Genomic DNA, 16,282 nt, shown 5'->3' with positions numbered 1-16,282 from the left:
AGGGCGCAACCGCGCCGCCGCCGCCACCACCGTTGCCCGAGGCCGGTGCCGGCGCAGCCTGCGCCGGTGGCATGCCCGCCGCGGCCGCCAGTGCGCCGTCGGCATCGAGCAGGCCGGCGCCGCAGACGCCCGGATTGGTGGTGCAATAGGTGCCGGACGGATGCGGGCGTGCCGAAGACTTCAGCGCCGCGGTGACCTGGGCCGGGGTCAGCGAGCCATTGACCGCGAACATCATGGCCACCACGCCCGAGACCATCGGTGCGGCGAAGCTGGTGCCCGCGGAGGATGTCACGACATAGGTGCCGACGCTAGTCTCGCCATTGTTGTTCAGGGTGCGAATGACCGAGGGAGCGGTCGTGCACTGCCCATTGACAACCTGCGAGTTGCCACACCCGCCACCCGGCGCGCTGATCGCGACCTGCGGGCCGACATTGGCGTAGCTGGCATTCTCGCCGTCGTTGGCATGCGCGGTGACCGCGATTACGCCGCTGCAGTCGCCCGGCGCCTCCACCGCGCCGCGCTCGTTGCCGGCGGCGGCCACCACCACCACGCCGCTCGCGTTCAGGTCGTTGACGGCCTGTTGCTCAATGCTGCTGCAGGTGCCGCCGCCGAGGCTGATATTGACCACGCGCGCCGGCGTCGGATTGGCCGGCACGTTGGGTACCGACAAGCCGCCCGCCCAGCGCATGGCGTCGACGGTATCGGACAGCAGCGCGCCGCAGCGGCCCGAGACGCGCACGGGCAGGATGCGCGCGTTCCAGTCGACGCCCGCGATGTCCTGCGCGTTGTTGGTCTGCGCGCCCACCACGCTCGCCACGCGCGTGCCATGCCAGCTGTTGTTGGTCGCGGTCTGGGTGGGCGTTGAACTGCCCGGGCAGGTAAACCCGGCCGGGACACCGTCGCCGGCATCGGTGGCATCGGCGTCGCGGCCATCTGGGTCGTTGGAAATGGTGGTGCTGCTGATGAAGTCGTAGCCAGGCAACACGCGCGCCGCGAGGTCGGGGTGCGGCAGGATGCCGGTGTCCACCACCGCGATTACCACGCCGCTGCTGCCGCGGCTGCGGTCCCACGCGCGCGGCAGGTTGACGCCGCCCACCGTCGTGCCGGTACCCATCAGGTAAGGCTGGCGCGAGATGAATTCGGAATCGTTGGGCAGGGTGTCGTGCAGCCGCAGCCAGCGGTCGGGCACGGCGTCGGCCACGCGCGGATCCTGGCGCAGCCGGGCCGCCGCGGCTTCCGGGTCGGCTGCCAGTGCGTCGGGCACCTGCAGCAGGTGCAGGTTGCCACCCATGGCGCGGCGCGCGGTGACGGCAATGCCGGTGCGCTCGCTCAGCTGCTTGAGCGCATCCGCCGCGGCTGCAGGCGTCTTGCTTGTGCCATCGGCGCCGTCACGCCAGCGCACGATGATCTGGCCGGTGTAGGCGGGTGCGGCATGGGCGCCGGCAGCCAGTGCCGCGCTGGCAGGCATCGCGCCGCACACAGCGGCGGCGGCGAAGACGATGGTCCGCCAGCGGCGGGTCACGGGGCTGCTACGGAAGTCGGACTGCGCGGGTTGCGGCATGTATTCCTCCTGGGGCGTAGCGCGCGGGGGGCTTGTCATGTAGCGAATACGATCCAGCTTGGTTACGCAAGGGCAACTGATGGCTTAGAACCCGTCCTGCATCCGGGCTCAGCTCTGCGGCATGTCGCGGCTGGTGGGCATGTTGCGGTTGGGCTTGAGCACGCGGTCGGGCTCGGCGGTCTCGATGCGGGGCGTGGCGCGCAGGGTCTCGACCGCCTGGTCGATGGTGGCGTCCGCCGACGGCGAGATCGCGGTGACCAGCCAGACGCCGCCGGACATCGGGCGCTTGACCACGTAGCGGATCGGGCCCTTGATCCCGGCCAGCAGCTTGCCGGCGTCCTCCGACAGGTTCACCGCGGGCGGCTTGAAGCGCACCATGATGTCGCCAAGGGCGCGGTCATCGCTGATGCTGCCCGGCGGCGGGGCCGAGGACTTGGGCTGGGCCTGGCAGGCGGACAGCGCCAGCAGTGCGGCCGATGCGGCGGTGGCGATGGCCAGCACGGCGCGCAGCGATGCGCGCGGGCGTTGCCGGAGGCCGGCTTGCGCTTGGCGGGTCATGGTGAAGCTCCTGTCAGTGTATGGATTGGCGCACGTGCGGGGGCGGCCTTCAGCCGGCGGCGCGGCGGCTGCGCCGGCCATCCTTGCCGCCCGCGCCGCGTGCGGGCTGGCTGCCCTGGCCGCCGGCCATGCCTTGCGCCAGCATTTCTTCCGCATGTTGCAGCGTGGTGGCGGTGACGGTGGCGCCGCCCAGCATGCGCGCGGTCTCGACCACGCGCCCGGCGGGGTCCAGCACCCGGATGCGCGAGCGCGTAACCGAACCGTCGCCCGCATCGGTGGTTTCCTTGCTGACCAGCAGGTGCGTGCCGGCCTGCGNGACCAGCGGGTGCGTGCCGGCCGGCGCCGCCACTTGCGGCAGGTGCGTCACACACAGCACCTGGCGCGCGCGGCCGAGCTCCTGCAGGCGCCGGCCGACCACTTCGGCCACCGCGCCGCCGATGCCGGTATCGACCTCGTCGAAGATCAGCGTGGGCGTGGGCGAGGCTTCGCTGGTGATCACCGAGATCGCCAGGCTGATGCGCGCCAGCTCGCCGCCGGAGGCCACCCGGGCCAGCGGCCGCGGGCTCACGCCGGCATGGCCGGCGACCAGGAATTCGACCTGCTCCAGCCCGTGGCTCTGGCCTTCGTCGAGCGCATTGAGCGCGGCGACAAAGCTGCCGCCAGCCATCGACAGGCCCTGCATGGCGTCGGTGACCGCGGCGGACAGCGCCTGCGCGGCCTGCTTGCGGGCGTGGCTGAGATGCTGCGCCAGGGTCAGGTAGGCGGCCTTGGCCGCGGCCTCGCGCGCCATCACCTTGTTCAGGTCCTGCGCGGCCTGCAGGTCGTCCAGCTGCTGGCGGCGTGCCACCAGCTCGTCGGGCAGCTGCTCGGGCGGCAGGCGGTACTTGCGCGCGGTGGCGTGCAGCGCCTGCATGCGTTCGTCCACCGCCTGCAGCCGCTCGGGATCGAGTTCGAGCCGGTCGACATAGCGCGTGAGCGAGTGCGCGGCTTCCTCGGCCTGCATCTGCGCAGGCTCGAGCGCGGCCAGCACGTCGCGCAGCGCGCCATCGACATCGGCCAGCTGCTGCAGCTTGTGCACGATGGTATTCAGTGCCGACAGCACCGAGCCGTCGGCCTCGGACAGTGCGTCGAGCGCGGCGCGGCTGCCGTCGATCAGGCCGGCGGCATGCGACAGCCGGTTGTACTCGGCCTGGATCTCTTCCCATTCGCCCGGCTGCGGGTTGAGCTTGTCCAGTTCGCCGACCTGCCATTCCAGCCGTTCGCGTTCGAGCTGCATCTCGCGCGACTGGTGTTCCACCGCCTCGCGCTGGCGCACGCAGGCACGCCAGGCGCGCCAGGCCTCGGCCACCGCGCCGGCCTGCTGGGTGAGGCCGGCGTGGGCGTCGAACAGCAGCCGCTGCGCATCGGGGCGCAGCAGCAGCTGGTGCGCGTGCTGGCCGTGGATGTCGACCAGCTGGTCGCCGACTTCGCGCAGTTGCGCCAGGGTGGCGGCGGCGCCGTTGATAAAGGCCTTGCTGCGGCCCCCGGCATCGACCGTGCGGCGCAGCAGCACGGTATGCACGCCGTCTTCCGCTTCGCTGTTGAGCTCGCGCTCGGCCAGCCAGGCATCCAGTGCCGGGTGGGTCGAGAAGGTGGCGCTGACGCTGGCGCGCGGGGCGCCTTCGCGCACCACGCCGGCATCGGCGCGTTCGCCCAGCACCAGCGCCAGGGCATCGATCAGGATGGATTTGCCGGCGCCGGTCTCGCCGGTGAAGACGGTGAAGCCAGTGGTGAAGTCCAGGTCGAGCGTATCGACGATGACGAAATCGCGGATGGACAGGCTGCGCAGCATCGTGGCGTTGGAGGTAGTCGGTCCGATGGGTTCGGGATCAGGCTCAAGGGGCGGCTTGATACTGGCTCAGAGGCGGTTGTCTTCGGACGGGTACTCGTGCCAGTGCAGCTTCTTGCGCAGCGTGGCGTAGTAGTTGTAGCCGACCGGGTGCAGCAGGTTGATGGTCTTTTCGGAGCGCCGCACCACGATGCGGTCGCCCGGCAGCAGCGAGGTCAGCGACTGCATGTCGAAGTTGACGCTGGCGTCGCGCGCGCTGGCCACTTCGATGGTGACCTCGGCGTCGTGCGGCAGCACGATCGGGCGGTTGGACAGCGCGTGTGGGGCAATCGGCACCAGCACCACGCCCGACAGCGTCGGGTGCAGGATCGGGCCGCCGGCGGACAGCGCGTAGGCGGTGGATCCGGTGGTGGTCGACACGATCAGGCCGTCCGAGCGCTGGTTGTACATGAAGTGGCCGTCCACCGACACCGCCAGTTCGACCATGCCGGAGATGCCCGAGCGGTTCACCACCACGTCGTTCAGGGCCAGCGCGGAGAAGATGTCCATGTCGTCGCGCACCACGCGCGATTCCAGCAGCAGGCGGGTCTCGGCCTCATAGCGGCCGTCGAGCATGTCGGGCAGCACGGTGTGCGCGTCTTCCAGCGCGATGTCGGTCATGAAGCCCAGCCGCCCGTGGTTGACGCCGATCAATGGCACGTCATAGCCGGCGAGCTGGCGGGCGATGCCCAGCAGCGTGCCGTCGCCGCCCAGCACCACGGCCACGTCGGCCTGCCGGCCGATCTCCTCGGCGGACAGGGCAGGGTAGGCGGTCAGCCCGGTGGCGAGCGAGGTTTCGCGCTCGAACACCACGTCCTGCCCGTTGCGCAGGATATAAGAGGCGATCTCCTCCAGCGGCCCTTCGATGCCGGCAGTGGAGTACCGGCCCACCAGGGCGACGGTCTTGAACGAAGTGCGCACGGCGCTGGCTTTCGGGGGGGCGGACATGCGTGGATTAGACCATACCGCCATGACGCTTGTCAGCAGGCGCCAGCGGGCGGGCCAGGCCGGCCGCCAGAAGGTCCAAAACTTGCGTAAAATCGGGGCATCATGGATGAACGCTCCAAAACGCTGCTCAAGACCCTGATCGAGCGCTATATTGCCGAAGGGCAGCCGGTCGGTTCCCGCACCTTGTCGAAATACTCGGGGCTGGACCTGTCGCCTGCGACGATTCGCAATGTGATGTCCGATCTGGAGGAAATGGGCTTTATTGCCAGTCCGCACACCTCGGCCGGCCGTATCCCGACCCCGCGCGGCTACCGGCTGTTCGTCGATTCGATGCTGACGGCCAAGCCGCTGGAGCGCAACGCCGACCTGGCCGAGCTGACCGGCCAGATCCAGGACCAGCTCGGCGGCCAGCAGCTGGGGCCGCAGCGCATGATCACGGCGGCGGCGCGCACGCTGTCCAACCTGTCGCACTTTGCCGGCGTGGTGATGACGCCGCGCCGTGCGCAGGCGTTCCGGCAGATCGAATTCATGCGGCTGTCGGACAAGCGCATCCTGCTGATCATCGTCAGCCCCGAGGGTGACGTGCAGAACCGCATCATCCAGACCGAGCTGTCGTACACGCCGGCCCAGCTGATCGAGGCGGCCAACTTCTTCAACTCGCACTATGCCGGCATGAGCTTCGACACGGTGCGCGGCCACCTGCGGGTGGAACTGCAGGACCTGCGCCGCGACATGTCGCAGCTGATGCAGGCCGCGGTCGAGGCCGGCAGCGTCACCGAGGACGAGGACGACGACCACGTCTTTATCAGCGGCGAGCGCAAGCTGCTGGAAGTGGAAGACCTGGCCTCCAGCATGGACAAGCTGCGGCGCCTGTTCGACGTGTTCGAGCACAAGACCAGCCTGCTGCAGCTGCTGGACGTGTCCAGCCATGCGCAGGGCGTGCAGATCTTTATCGGCGGCGAAAGCCGGCTGGTGCCGATCGAAGACATGGCGGTCATCACCGCCCCGTACGAGGTCGACGGCCAGATCGTCGGCACGCTCGGCGTGATCGGCCCCACGCGCATGGCGTATGAGCGCGTGATCCCCATCGTCGACATCACCGCGCGCTTGCTGTCCAGCGCCCTGAGCCAGAACTAGTGCAAACACTGGCTGGTCTGACAAGCGGCTCCATGCCTGCCGAGCGCGGCAATCGCCGGTGCGCCGCACCGGCGCCATCCCGGCACCGTGTCAACCCGGAAGCGACATGACGTTTTCTCCCGAACCGGCCTACCAGCACGGCCACGCGCCGCGCACGGCGATCCTGCTGGTCAACCTGGGCACCCCGGACGCTCCCACGCCCAAGGCGGTGGGGCGCTACCTGAAGGAATTCCTGTCCGATCCGCGCGTGGTCGAGATCCCGCGCGCGGCCTGGCTGCCCCTGCTGCACGGGGTGATCCTGCCGCTGCGTTCGCGCGCCTCGGCGCTGAAATACGAATCGATCTGGCTGCGCGAGGCCCATATGACGGGCTCTCCGCTGCTGGTCTACAGCGAGCGCCAGGCCCACGCGCTGCAGCGGCTGCTGAACCAGCACGGCCATGAAGTGACGGTCGCGTGCGCAATGCGCTATGGCAACCCGTCGATCGCCTCGGTGCTGGAGGCGCTGCGCCGGCAGGGCTGCGAGCAGGTGCTGGTGCTGCCGATGTATCCGCAGTACTCGGGCACCACCACGGCCACGGCCTTCGACGAGGTGTTCCGGGTGCTGGGCCAGTGGCGCAACCAGCCCGAGCTGCGGCTGGTCAAGCACTTCCACGACCATCCGGCCTATATCTCGGCGCTGCACCAGCAGGTCGGCGCCTATTGGGCGCGCCACGGCATGCCGGACTTTGCCCGCGGCGACAAGCTGATCCTGTCGTTCCACGGCGTGCCGCGGCGCACGCTGGAGCTGGGCGACCCCTACCACTGCGAATGCCTGAAGACCGGCCGGCTGCTGGGCGAGGCGCTGGGCCTGCAGCCTGGCCAGTATCAGGTGACGTTCCAGTCTCGTTTTGGCAAGGCGGAATGGCTGCAGCCGTACACCGCGCCGACGCTGGCCGAACTGGGCAAGGTCGGCGCAGGCCGGGTCGACGTCTTCTGCCCGGGCTTTCCGGCCGACTGCATCGAGACCCTGGAGGAAATCGCCATGGAAGGGCAGACCGAGTTCAAGGTCGCGGGCGGCAAGGATTTCCACTTCATCCCGTGCCTGAATGATGCCGATCCGTGGGTCGCGGCCATGGCCGAGATCGCGCTGCAGCACCTGCAGGGCTGGCCGCTGGCCACGCCGCATCCGCACGAACTGGAAGCACGGCGCACGCGCGCCCAGACCCGGGGAGCGGCGGCATGAACGTTGACTTTGAGCCGGATGCGCGCCAGCGCATCGACAAATGGCTGTGGTGCGCGCGCTTCTTCAAGACGCGCTCGCTGGCGGCCGAAGCGGTCGAGCGCAGCAAGGTAACCGTCAACGGCCAGCCATGCAAGAACTCGCGCGAGGTGAAGCCCGGCGACATGGTGGTGCTGGAAGCCCACCAGCAGCACTGGGAACTGGTGGTGAAAGGCATCGCCCCGGCGCGCGGGCCGGCGCCGGTGGCGCAGACGCTGTACGAGGAAAGTGCCGAAAGCCAGTCGCGCCGGCTGGCCGATGCCGAGCGCCGGCGCCTGCAGCCGGAGCCGTCCGCGCAGATCCAGGGGCGCCCGACCAAGCGGGACCGGCGCCGCATCGACCACCTGAAGAGCTGAAATGACAACGCGGCGGCACCGGGAAGCTCCGGCGCCGCCGCGCGCTTGGATCGGGTCAGGTGGCGCTTATTCCTGCGTGACTTCCTGGCTGACGATAGGGACGATGTAGTGCTTGAACACCGCCTTGCCGCTGCCATACTCCGTATCGCGCGGGGTGAATGCGCCGGAAAGGCAGATAAAGACGGTCATGACCGCCAATGCGGCCACAAGGCAGAGTGTCACGACTGGCAGCTTATGCATGGCCAACCTTTCGGAAGAGGCACAAAGATGAACCATCTCCAGGACCCCCGGCATTTTTATCATTTTTATTACTGAGAATCTTAGTGATTGCGATGCAGCAAAGCAATAAGGCGTCGATTGCATATGCCTGGCCTTTGTAACCGTGTGTTTCCGCGTCACGCCAGCGCCACTCTTGAAAACCTGCGCCTTGCCACCACCTGCACGGAACACGCGCCGATTTACCACCCGCGGCCAGGCCCACGGCGGGCCGCGACAATGCATTGATACGGATCGACATGGAAGAACAGAAGCAGACGCCAACCACCCAGACGCCTACGCCCGCGGGCGATGAGGCGGCCAACGCCAGCCAGGAAACCGGTGCGCCGGAAACCGCTGCCGTGGACGACGTGGCGGCCCAGCTGGCCGCCCTGGAAGCCAAGGCGCGCGAGCATTACGACCTGTATATGCGCGCCGTTGCCGAAGGCGAGAACATCCGCCGCCGGGCGCAGGACGATGTCGCCAAGGCGCACAAGTTCGCCATCGAGAACTTCGCCGACAACCTGCTGCCGGTGATGGACAGCCTGCAGGCCGCGCTGGCCGACGGCTCGGGCGATATCGCCAAGCTGCGCGAAGGCGTCGAGCTGACCGCGCGCCAGCTGGCCGCCGCCTTTGAGCGCGGCAAGATCGTTGAACTCAATCCGGTGGGCGAGAAATTCGACCCGCACCGCCACCAGGCCATCTCGATGGTGCCGGCGGACCAGGAACCCAATACCGTGGTGACCGTGCTCCAGCGCGGCTACACCATTGCCGAGCGCGTGCTGCGGCCGGCGCTGGTGACGGTGGCGGCACCGAAGTAAGGCGGCCCGGGACGGCGGCGTGCCGTCCTGGAATGCGACCTGACGCCCGGTGTCGGCTGGCCCGGGCGTTTGTCATTCTGGAGCGTGCATGACCACTGAACCAACTGCCGGCTCGCCGGAATCGTCCGCGGCCCCCCACCTCGACCACCGCGCCTTCGAGGCATTCGGCATGCGCGAGGTCGATGACGGCAGCATCGACGCCGCCATCGCCGATGCGGGCGACGCGCTGGTGTGCGTGTTCTTCTGGGGGGTGGACTGCTTCAACTGCGAGATGGCCAAGAAGGCCATGCTGGCCAACCCCGAACCGATCCGCGCGCTGGAACTGCGCTGGCTGCATGCCAACGTCTACGCGCATCCCGGGCTGGGCCGGCGCTTTGGCCTGCATGGCATCCCGGTGTTCATGTTCTTCCAGAACGGCAAGAAGCTGGGCCGCGCCACCGGCTGGCATGGCCACGGCCAGTTTGCCGCCGCGGTGGCCAATGCGCGGCTCAAGGCCAGCGGCAAGCCGCTGGCCGGCTGAGCGGTCTGGCCGTTCAGCGGGACAGCGCGTAGCCGATACGGAACTGCCAGGGCAGCTTGTGGTTGTAGTCCAGCAGGCTCTCGCCATAGCCGACGAAGTAGCCCGCCACTAGGTAGCCCGCGGTGCCGGGGATCAGGCGCCCCATCGGATAGGTCAGCTGCGCGTCGACGCTGCCATACCACTTGCGCGTGCCCTTGCGCAGCGTGGCGGAGAACTCCCATGAATCCGGGCGCCCGTAGGCAATGCCCAGATCCATGAAGCCGCGGTAGTGGGCGATGTCGGGGTTTTCGCCCTTTTCCACGTAGGCATAGAGCTTGGGCGCGACACGCCAGTGCCAGTCGTTCTGGTCGCCGAAGTAGAAGGTCGGCTTGACGAAGACCGTATTGATGCTGCGCGAGTCGTCGCCGTCGCGGCCATTGGATTCATGCTCCAGGCCGGCCGCCAGCGACAGCCGGCTGATGGCGTTGTTGCGCACGCCGGTATCCGACAGGTAATAGAACAGGCTGGGCCGGTAGTTGGTGTCGCGGAACGGCTTGGACTGCTCGGACAGGTCCCATAGCGAGAACTGGGTGTAGGCCACGTAGAGGTTGTCGAACAGACGCTTCGACGCCGGATCCTCGCCCTGGAACAGGCGGTACTTGAAGCTCAGCTGGAACTTGGCGTTGGCACCGTCATGCGCGCCGACCATGAAATACATCGGGTCATGGAACGACAGCCGGGCGCTGTCGCGCAGGTCGGCCGGCGCGGGTGCGGCAGCGCCGGCGGTGGTGACCGGGGAGACCGGCACGGCGGCTTCGGTGGCTGGCTCCGTGCCGTTCGCTGCCGGCGCCTGGCTGGCAACCGGCGGCGCAGCGGTGGCGGATTCACCGGGCCGCGGCAGGCGGTTCAGCGTCACCAGCACCGGCGCGGCGTCGATGCCGGTGGCATCCAGCCGCACCTGGCCGCGCAGGGCCGGCGGCAGCGCCACCGTGTAGCGGATCGCGCGGTGCTCGCCGCGACGCAGGTTGACCACGGCCGGGCCAGAGACTTCGCGCCACAGCACCAGCCGCACCGGCGCTTGCAGGTCGCCCGAGGCGGTCACTTCGAGCGTGTCGGGAATACGGTAGCGGCGCGTGGCGTCGTCGGCGGTGACCACCAGGGTCAGCGTCAGCGGCTGGTTGCCGTCGATCACGCGCGGCGGCTGCAACAGCGCCACCCCGGCGTGGCCGGCCAGGGGCCAGGCCAGCATCAGCGACAGGTAGAGCGGGGCAACGGCGCGGCCGGCGGGCGCGAGCCNGGGGGGGGGGGGGGGGGGGGGAGCCGGCGCCGGCGGGGGAGGGCAATACGGGGCATGGCTTGCGGGCACCGCGCCGCCATGTGACGGCAACGCGGCTAGGGAAAATGCGAACCCGCAAAGCCTACCACGCACCCATCGGAGGGTTGTGACGAATTGTACGCTGCACTTGATGCGTGACGCGTACCGGACTTAGCGGTTGGCGCGGCGCTTCACGCAATCGACATAGTGGTCGCCGTCGGGCGGCTGGCCGGTGCGTTGTGCCTGCCACAGCATTTCGCCCAGGCATTCCATCACCTGGTGCTGCGCTTCGTGCGGGGAATCCAGCCGGCGCGCCAGCGCCTCATAGGCCTGGCGGATGCCGCGCGGTTGGTCGACCGAGACCTGCTCGGAGATCGACAGGTGCATCGACAGGTGCAGGAAGGGGTTGGTCTGGCCTTGCTCGGGAGTGTAGTCCTGCGACAGCGCACCTTCGGTGTCGCGCAGCAGGCCGTGGTACTCGGGGTGCTCGCCGATCCAGTCGACGGCGATGGCTTCCAGCGGGGTCAGCACGCCGCCTGTGAGCTGCTTCTGCCAGGCATCGCAGAAGAACCGGCGGACTTCTTCTCGTGAGGGATTAAACATGGTGGCGACATTGTAAACGAGGGCCGCGGCCCGCGCTGGCGGCCCCGGTTGCTGCAGACGGCGCCAAGTAGAATGCGGGATCGCCGACTTCCTGCCCGCCCGATGACCGCTTCCGCCCAAACCGCCCCGGACCATGCCCGCGACAAGCTGGCCGGCGTGCTGCTGATCGCGCTGTCGGCCAGCGCCTTTGGCGCCATGGCGATCTTCGCGCGCTTTGCCTACGCGGCCGGCGCGGATGTCTACGGGCTGCTGCTGGTGCGCTTCGTGCTGGCCGCCGCGGCACTGGCCTGGGTGATGCGCACGCGCGGCATCGGCCTGCCGCCGTGGCCCCGCGTGCTGGCGCTGGCGGCGATGGGCGGCATCGGCTATGTCGGCCAGTCGTTCTGCTTCTTCAGCGCGCTCAACCATGCGCAGGCCAGCCTGGTGGCGCTGTTGCTATACCTGTACCCGCTGTTCGTGACGATCCTGGCGGCCATCTTCCTGAAGGAGCGGCTGACCACCGCCGCGGTGATCGCGCTGGTGCTGTGCTCGGTCGGCGCCGGCCTGACCGTCGGCGGCGGCGAGGGCTCGCCGCTGGGGATCGCGCTGGGGCTGGCGGCGGCGGTGATCTACTCGGTCTATATCATCGTCGGCGCGCGCGTGACCGCCGGCGTCAACCCGATTGCCACCACCACGGTGATCTGCACCGCGGCGGCGCTGGTCTACGGCGCCGTCGGCCTGCTGCGGATGGGCGCGGGCGCGCCGCCGCAGTTCCCCGCCACTGCCGGCGGCTGGCTGGCGCTGGCGGGCATCGCGCTGCTGTCGACGGTGCTGGCGATCCTGACCTTCTTCGCCGGCCTGCAGCGGCTGGGCGCGGCGCAGGCGTCGATGCTGTCGACGCTGGAGCCGGTGGTCACCGTGCTGCTGGCGGCGCTGCTGCTGGGCGAGCATATCGGCACGGCGCAGGCCGTGGGCGGCGGGCTGATCCTGGCCGGCGTGCTGTGGCTGACCCGCCGGGGCAGTGCGCCGGCGCCGGCCCGCGCCGACATGCAAGGGAATTGAACGGGTTGCTCAAAGGCGCTGTCGTGGGGCGCACAAAGCGTTGGGTACAATCGCGGCTTCTCTCAAATCTCGTACAGGAAAGAAGCGCATGTCCCAGATCGACAACGCCGCGCTGGCGCAGCTGTTCACCGAAGCCCGCACGCACAACGTGTGGCAGGACCGCCACGTGGACGACGCCGTGCTGCACCAGATCTATGAAGCGATGAAGTTCGGCCCGACCGCTGCCAACAGCAGCCCGGCGCGCATCGTGTTCGTCAAGAGCGCCGCCAAAAAAGCGCGCCTGGTGGACTGCGTGTCGGCCGGCAACGTCGACAAGACCCGTTCGGCGCCAGTGACGGCCATCATCGCCTTCGACACCGCCTTCCACGACCAGCTGCCCAAGCTGTTCCCGCACGCTGACGCCCGTTCCTGGTACGCCGGCAACGACAAGAAGATCGCCCGCGACGCGCTGATGAACAGCTCGCTGCAAGGCGGCTACTTCATCCTGGCGGCACGCGCGCTGGGCCTGGACTGCGGCCCGATGGGCGGCTTCGACGCCGACAAGGTCAACGCGGCCTTCTTCCCCGATGGCAAATGGCAGGTCAACTTCCTGTGCAACCTGGGCTACGGTGAGGCCGACAAGCTGTTCCCGCGCGGCCCGCGCCTGTCGTTCGACGAAGCCTGCCGCATCGTCTGAACGCGCTGCGCACCAACGGTGCCAGAACAAAAAAGCGACCCGCCGTGGTCGCTTTTTTTTGCCTGGCACGCGGCGGCTTCAGGCCGTCCATTCCTGCACGGGATTGCAGGCCAGGTAGCGCTGGGGTTCGGCAATGCCAAGCCGCGCGCGGGCCGCGTCGATGGGTTCGTGCAGCAGCTTCTCATAGTCCTCGCCCAACAGCCATTGGGCGCGCCGGCCCAGCCGGTAGCCCTCCAGCACGGCCCGCGCAAAGGCCAGGCTGCCGCTCACGCGCAGGCTCTTCAGCGACGCGGCGATGGCGATGAAGGCCCAGCCCTTGCCGCCGGTCTGCGCATAGCTGAATGCCACCAGTGCGGCTTCGCCAAGGCTTTCATCGGCCCGGTAGCCGGTGAGCACATGCCAGATGTCGTGGATGTCGCGCGTACGCCGGCCGAACCACATATAGGCGTCCTCGACCACCGGTTCCTGGTCCAGGTTCGAGACCTTGGCCAGCCCGTCAGCGCTGTAGCCGGTCTGTTCCAGGAACGCGCGATAGGCCGCGCCCACCGTGCCCGGTGCGAACCTGGCCACGTAGGCGGGATCGGACAGGCGCTCCGCCAGCTCGATGCGCTGGTAGACCATGCGCCGCCCGTCCGGCGTGCTCAGCAGGCGGTTGAAGTTGCGGGGCATGGACGGCCCGTTGAGCGCGCGCATGATGCGGAACACCTGCTCGGTGTCGTTGCCATTCGCCATCAGCTTGCGAATCGCCTGGAACGCGGTGAAGACATCCTGCTTGTAGAGGTTGGAACCGGTCGAGGTGGCCATGGGTGGGACTCCGTGGATCAGGCGACCTGCGCCTGGGCCGGCGCGGGTACATGCAGCCGGGCGGCGGCGTCGCGGACGAAATCGACGCTGGTATCGATGGCGGTCACCGGCAGCATATGTCCGCCGCTGATCAATGTCAGCGTGGCGCCCGGGACCTTGGCGACAAGCGCTTCGCCATGCTCGGCAAAGTCCAGGATGCGGTCTTCGCGGCCGTAGAGGACACTGACTGGCAAGCGCAGCGTGCCGTAGCGGTGCAGCAGCGCCGGCAGGCTATGCGCGGCACCGATCAGGTCTTCGGACGCGGCCAGGAAGTGGCAGGGCCGCAGCGCCAGCAGGCCGCCTCCGCGCGTCGGGAAGTCGTCCGGCACCGGGTCCGGGCCGAACACGATCTGCATGACGGCTTCGCGGCGCCGTATCGACATCGGCACCACCAGCGTCCATGCCATCAGCCGGCGCAGCCGCGCGCTGGGCACGGTCATGGCCTGGAATACCGGCGAGATCGCCTTGGGCGGGTGCGTGAGCGGCGCGATCAGTGCCAGCCCGCCCACGCGTTCGGGGTGGTGGATGGCCAGCGCCAGCGCAATCGCACCACCCAGCGAATGGCCCACCACCAGCGGACGCTCCAGGCCAAGCTGGTCGCACAGCGCGGCGAGCGCCGCGGCCTGCGCCGGCAGGTCCGCGGCGCTGCCCGGCGTGCGTGTGGAGTGGCCCGCGCCGGGCCGGTCGACGGCGATCACGCGGAAGCTCTCGGCAAGCGGCGCGATCATGCCGTAGCCAAAATTCTCAAGCTGGCCGGACAGGCCATGCACCAGCAGCACCGCCGGGCCCTGGCCGCGCTCCACCACGTGCAGCCGCGCGCCGGGCACGTCGACAAAGCGGCCGGGCGGTGGCATGGCGGCTTCGATGCGCCGCGCGGTGCGCAACGTGTACAGATAGAGCGACGCGCCCAGCACCAGGATCAGCCCGATCAGCACCGCGAAGACGGTCAGGACGATGGTCATGATTGCACCTCGCTGGCGGCAACGGCCGGCACCGTGTTGTTGTCGGTGGTGTCCTGGCTGTCCCGGTGCGCCCGGTGTGCCAGGGGAGAGGGCGGCGGGACATCGAACTGCAGCACGCCGTCTGCGATGCGCCCGTGCCGAATCGTCAGCAGGTCTTTCAGGTAGTTCTGGTGCACGCGCCAGGGCTTGCGATGACCTTGCCGGGGCAGCACCGTGGCGGCACGCTGCACGTAGCCTGAGGTGAAATCCAGGAACGGGGTCGGCTCTACGTCAGCGGGCGCGCGCGGCACGGCAATGCGGTGGCCGTGGCGATCCATATGACGCAGCAGGCGGCAGACGTACTCGGCAGTGAGGTCGGCCTTGAGCGTCCACGAGGCATTGGTGTACCCGAAGGCCAGCACCAGGTTGGGCACATCGCTCAGCATCATCCCCTTGTAGGCCAGGCATTCGGCGGGGCGGCGCGGCTGGCCGTCCACGCTGAGCGCAATGTCGCCCAGCATGTTCAGCTTGAGGCCGGTGGCCACCACCACGACATCCGCGGCCAGCGTCTTGCCGCTGGCCAGCACGATGCCGTCCTCGGTGAACCGGTCGATGGTGTCGGTCACCACCGATGCGTGACCGTCGCGGATCGCGCGGAACAGGTCGCCGTCGGGCACCAGGCACAGGCGCTGGTCCCACGGCCGGTATCGGGGCGTGAAGTGGGTGCCGACGTCATAGCCTGGCGCCAGTTGCGCTGCCGCCATGCCGATCAGGCGCTGCCTGACGCGGTCCGGCCGGCGCCGCGCGAGCTGGAAGAACATCATGCCCAGCAGCACGTTCTTCCAGCGCGTGGCGGCGTAGGCCAGGCGCTCCGGCAGCACGCGGCGTAGCTTGTGGGCGATGGCGTCTTCGCCGGGGCGCGTCACGATATAGGTGGGTGAGCGCTGCAGCATCGTCACGTGCGCCGCGCTTTTCGCCATGGCGGGCACCAGAGTGACCGCCGTGGCGCCGCTGCCGATCACCACCACGCGCTTGCCGGCGTAGTCGAGCGATTCGTCCCAGAACTGCGGATGCACCATGCTGCCGCGGAATTGTTCTTCGCCTGCAAATTCGGGCCGGTGGCCCTCGGCATAGCTGTAATAGCCTGCGCACACATAAAGCAAGCGTGCGCGCAGGCGCAGCCGGCTGTGGTCCGCGCTGCGTTCGGCTTCGACCGTCCAGCAGGCTGCGGCGCTGTCCCATGCCGCGCTGACGACCTTGTGGCCGAAGCGGATATGTGACGTGATGCCGGCCTCTTCGGCGGTCTCGCGGATGTAGGCGCGAATCGACGGCCCGTCGGCGATGGCCTTGGCGCCGCGCCAGGGCTTGAAGCGGTAGCCCAGCGTGTACATGTCCGAATCCGAGCGGATGCCGGGGTAGCGGAACAGGTCCCAGGTGCCTCCCATGGCCTCGCGCGCCTCCAGGATGGCATAGCGCTTGCCGGGGCAGCGCATTTGCAGCTGGCGCGCGGCGCCGATGCCGGACAGGCCGGCGCCTACGATCAGGACATCGAGGACTGCGTCATCGGGACTTGAGGCGGTCATGGGGGGATCCGGGCGAGTGG

General features: G+C 68.9%; 17 protein-coding genes. 7 read left to right on the top strand and 10 right to left on the bottom strand.

The features are described from left to right. The 4 genes from CF68_RS22275 to CF68_RS22260 form a co-directional block, all read right to left on the bottom strand. The coding region (locus CF68_RS22275) for a S8 family peptidase (protein ID WP_035822981.1) at positions 1–1,561 on the bottom strand (1,561 nt) is incomplete at its 3' end. A 108-nt stretch (positions 1,562–1,669) separates the two neighbouring features. Then, positions 1,670–2,119 carry a hypothetical protein gene (locus tag CF68_RS22270; protein WP_051591627.1) on the bottom strand — a complete coding sequence of 150 codons (450 nt, stop codon included), beginning with the start codon at positions 2,117–2,119 and terminating at the stop codon, positions 1,670–1,672. A 49-nt stretch (positions 2,120–2,168) separates the two neighbouring features. Further along, positions 2,169–3,950, bottom strand: coding sequence for a DNA repair protein RecN (recN, locus tag CF68_RS22265; protein WP_035822979.1), 1,782 nt, complete (start codon positions 3,948–3,950; stop codon positions 2,169–2,171). A gap of 66 nt (positions 3,951–4,016) precedes the next feature. Then, positions 4,017–4,934 (bottom strand): NAD kinase, encoded by a 918-nt coding sequence (locus tag CF68_RS22260; RefSeq protein ID WP_035822975.1) that lies wholly within the window; start codon positions 4,932–4,934, stop codon positions 4,017–4,019. A 102-nt stretch (positions 4,935–5,036) separates the two neighbouring features. Here CF68_RS22260 and hrcA point away from each other — a divergent pair, with 102 nt between their 5' ends. From hrcA to CF68_RS22245, 3 genes are all read left to right on the top strand, one after another. Further along, the gene (gene hrcA, locus CF68_RS22255) at positions 5,037–6,071 is read left to right on the top strand and encodes a heat-inducible transcriptional repressor HrcA (RefSeq protein WP_035822972.1); all 1,035 of its coding nucleotides are present in this window, start codon (positions 5,037–5,039) and stop codon (positions 6,069–6,071) included. 106 nt (positions 6,072–6,177) lie between these two features. Further along, positions 6,178–7,293, top strand: coding sequence for a ferrochelatase (gene hemH / locus CF68_RS22250; protein ID WP_035822970.1), 1,116 nt, complete (start codon positions 6,178–6,180; stop codon positions 7,291–7,293). After that, on the top strand, positions 7,290–7,685 hold the full coding sequence (locus CF68_RS22245) for an RNA-binding S4 domain-containing protein (RefSeq protein ID WP_035822968.1): 396 nt from the start codon (positions 7,290–7,292) through the stop codon (positions 7,683–7,685). Before hemH ends, CF68_RS22245 begins: the two co-directional genes overlap by 4 nt. Positions 7,686–7,751: 66 nt before the next feature. On the opposite strand, the gene CF68_RS37760 is transcribed toward CF68_RS22245, so the two are convergent. Next, a complete protein-coding gene (locus tag CF68_RS37760) occupies positions 7,752–7,925 on the bottom strand; it encodes a hypothetical protein (protein WP_010809048.1) in 174 nt (57 codons plus the stop codon). Positions 7,926–8,200: 275 nt separating this feature from the next. Here CF68_RS37760 and grpE point away from each other — a divergent pair, with 275 nt between their 5' ends. Beyond that, on the top strand, positions 8,201–8,761 hold the full coding sequence (grpE, locus tag CF68_RS22235) for a nucleotide exchange factor GrpE (protein WP_035822965.1): 561 nt from the start codon (positions 8,201–8,203) through the stop codon (positions 8,759–8,761). A gap of 88 nt (positions 8,762–8,849) precedes the next feature. Further along, positions 8,850–9,281 carry a thioredoxin family protein gene (locus tag CF68_RS22230; RefSeq protein WP_035822963.1) on the top strand — a complete coding sequence of 144 codons (432 nt, stop codon included), beginning with the start codon at positions 8,850–8,852 and terminating at the stop codon, positions 9,279–9,281. A gap of 13 nt (positions 9,282–9,294) precedes the next feature. Here the strand turns inward: CF68_RS22230 and CF68_RS22225 are convergent, their stop codons facing one another. Both CF68_RS22225 and CF68_RS22220 read right to left on the bottom strand, forming a co-directional pair. After that, the gene (locus CF68_RS22225; RefSeq protein ID WP_235205852.1) at positions 9,295–10,509 is read right to left on the bottom strand and encodes a phospholipase A; all 1,215 of its coding nucleotides are present in this window, start codon (positions 10,507–10,509) and stop codon (positions 9,295–9,297) included. Positions 10,510–10,746: 237 nt separating this feature from the next. Then, on the bottom strand, positions 10,747–11,178 hold the full coding sequence (locus CF68_RS22220; RefSeq protein WP_010809044.1) for a DUF1841 family protein: 432 nt from the start codon (positions 11,176–11,178) through the stop codon (positions 10,747–10,749). A gap of 102 nt (positions 11,179–11,280) precedes the next feature. Between CF68_RS22220 and CF68_RS22215 the strand changes: the two genes are divergently transcribed. Continuing rightward, positions 11,281–12,219, top strand: coding sequence for a DMT family transporter (locus tag CF68_RS22215; protein WP_035822961.1), 939 nt, complete (start codon positions 11,281–11,283; stop codon positions 12,217–12,219). Positions 12,220–12,307: 88 nt separating this feature from the next. Next, on the top strand, positions 12,308–12,895 hold the full coding sequence (locus CF68_RS22210) for a malonic semialdehyde reductase (RefSeq protein WP_035822959.1): 588 nt from the start codon (positions 12,308–12,310) through the stop codon (positions 12,893–12,895). Between the two features lie 78 nt (positions 12,896–12,973). Here the strand turns inward: CF68_RS22210 and CF68_RS22205 are convergent, their stop codons facing one another. From CF68_RS22205 to CF68_RS22195, 3 genes are read right to left on the bottom strand one after another with little or no spacing between them, the layout of a single operon-like run. Beyond that, positions 12,974–13,699 carry a Coq4 family protein gene (locus CF68_RS22205; RefSeq protein ID WP_035822957.1) on the bottom strand — a complete coding sequence of 242 codons (726 nt, stop codon included), beginning with the start codon at positions 13,697–13,699 and terminating at the stop codon, positions 12,974–12,976. Positions 13,700–13,716: 17 nt separating this feature from the next. Next, positions 13,717–14,700, bottom strand: coding sequence for an alpha/beta fold hydrolase (locus CF68_RS22200; RefSeq protein ID WP_035822955.1), 984 nt, complete (start codon positions 14,698–14,700; stop codon positions 13,717–13,719). After that, a complete protein-coding gene (locus CF68_RS22195; protein WP_035822953.1) occupies positions 14,697–16,262 on the bottom strand; it encodes an NAD(P)/FAD-dependent oxidoreductase in 1,566 nt (521 codons plus the stop codon). Before CF68_RS22195 ends, CF68_RS22200 begins: the two co-directional genes overlap by 4 nt. Positions 16,263–16,282 lie beyond the last annotated feature (20 nt).

Origin of the sequence: Cupriavidus sp. SK-4, from assembly GCF_000611125.1 — a bacterium.
GTDB classification, from domain to species: domain Bacteria; phylum Pseudomonadota; class Gammaproteobacteria; order Burkholderiales; family Burkholderiaceae; genus Cupriavidus; species Cupriavidus necator.
Note: the sequence above shows the minus strand (reverse complement) of the source record. Positions and strands in the feature narration are given on the sequence as shown.

Bases quoted from the DNA above. Each gene is read 5' to 3' on its own strand.
- CF68_RS22200 (WP_035822955.1), bottom strand. From the start codon at position 14,700: ATGACCATCGTCCTGACCGTCTTCGCGGTGCTGATCGGGCTGATCCTG.
- grpE (WP_035822965.1), top strand. From the start codon at position 8,201: ATGGAAGAACAGAAGCAGACGCCAACCACCCAGACGCCTACGCCCGCG.
- hemH (WP_035822970.1), top strand. From the start codon at position 6,178: ATGACGTTTTCTCCCGAACCGGCCTACCAGCACGGCCACGCGCCGCGC.
- CF68_RS22245 (WP_035822968.1), top strand. From the start codon at position 7,290: ATGAACGTTGACTTTGAGCCGGATGCGCGCCAGCGCATCGACAAATGG.
- CF68_RS22270 (WP_051591627.1), bottom strand. From the start codon at position 2,119: ATGACCCGCCAAGCGCAAGCCGGCCTCCGGCAACGCCCGCGCGCATCG.
- CF68_RS22225 (WP_235205852.1), bottom strand. From the start codon at position 10,509: ATGCTGGCCTGGCCCCTGGCCGGCCACGCCGGGGTGGCGCTGTTGCAG.
- CF68_RS37760 (WP_010809048.1), bottom strand. From the start codon at position 7,925: ATGCATAAGCTGCCAGTCGTGACACTCTGCCTTGTGGCCGCATTGGCG.
- CF68_RS22195 (WP_035822953.1), bottom strand. From the start codon at position 16,262: ATGACCGCCTCAAGTCCCGATGACGCAGTCCTCGATGTCCTGATCGTA.
- CF68_RS22215 (WP_035822961.1), top strand. From the start codon at position 11,281: ATGACCGCTTCCGCCCAAACCGCCCCGGACCATGCCCGCGACAAGCTG.
- CF68_RS22230 (WP_035822963.1), top strand. From the start codon at position 8,850: ATGACCACTGAACCAACTGCCGGCTCGCCGGAATCGTCCGCGGCCCCC.
- CF68_RS22210 (WP_035822959.1), top strand. From the start codon at position 12,308: ATGTCCCAGATCGACAACGCCGCGCTGGCGCAGCTGTTCACCGAAGCC.
- CF68_RS22220 (WP_010809044.1), bottom strand. From the start codon at position 11,178: ATGTTTAATCCCTCACGAGAAGAAGTCCGCCGGTTCTTCTGCGATGCC.
- CF68_RS22205 (WP_035822957.1), bottom strand. From the start codon at position 13,699: ATGGCCACCTCGACCGGTTCCAACCTCTACAAGCAGGATGTCTTCACC.
- hrcA (WP_035822972.1), top strand. From the start codon at position 5,037: ATGGATGAACGCTCCAAAACGCTGCTCAAGACCCTGATCGAGCGCTAT.
- CF68_RS22260 (WP_035822975.1), bottom strand. From the start codon at position 4,934: ATGTCCGCCCCCCCGAAAGCCAGCGCCGTGCGCACTTCGTTCAAGACC.